General features: G+C 43.3%; 2 protein-coding genes. One reads left to right on the top strand and one right to left on the bottom strand.

Annotated elements, in window-relative coordinates:
- Positions 1-139: helix-turn-helix domain-containing protein (locus ABD915_RS10055; protein ID WP_345117831.1), on the bottom strand; the 139-nt coding region annotated here is incomplete at its 3' end.
- Between the two features lie 151 nt (positions 140-290).
- Here ABD915_RS10055 and ABD915_RS10050 point away from each other — a divergent pair.
- The coding region (locus ABD915_RS10050; RefSeq protein ID WP_345117829.1) for a helix-turn-helix domain-containing protein at positions 291-702 on the top strand (412 nt) is incomplete at its 3' end.

Genomic DNA, 702 nt, shown 5'->3' with positions numbered 1-702 from the left:
GTGTCCAAATGTGTTGAACACTGGATGACGAGAGTTGATAAGCTTTCGCGAGCTCCGCCAAGGTCATGTTCCGGCGGCGTAGCTCGGCTAAAATACTATGGCGATCCCATACTTGAATGCATGTTTGGGTGGTTGTCATAACTTTCGCTCCTGCTTCAAACGGATGCTGCAACATCCGTTTTTTGTGGGGTTAATTGTAAAATATCTGCCCTCTATAGCGGGCGGTAATTAGATGTATAATTCGCTTTTGTGAATTAGTCAACCTAAATGTGGATTAGGAGTGATTTTTTTTGGCTCGTCCTAAAAAAGAACCTAAAACAGAACTCGCAAAACGATTGCGTGAAGTACGGCTTGCCCTTGGTTTTTTGGAACGCAAACAATTCGCTGATCATCTTGCAGTACCTGAAAGTACTATGAGTAACTACGAAACTGGTTTGCGCGAACCACCTGTATCAATGTTGGTAATTTACAAAAATATTTGCGGTGTATCTGTGGAATGGCTAGCTACAGGTGAAGGTGAGATGTTTACAGACGTAGCAAAAGCGAAAACAGCGGATTTTAAGACACCCACCATTCCTGCTGGTCTCATGAAAAAGCTTGGTCGCATAGCTTATACAACCTATCGCGATGCAAATATAAAACTCCCCCCTGAAGATATAGCGGAACTCGCGGCGGAACTTTATAAAAAACTGCAAGAGCTTG

The organism is Bartonella jaculi (assembly GCF_039543045.1).
Classification (GTDB): Bacteria; Pseudomonadota; Alphaproteobacteria; order Rhizobiales; family Rhizobiaceae; genus Bartonella; species Bartonella jaculi.
This window is presented reverse-complemented; position numbering and strand designations above follow the sequence as displayed.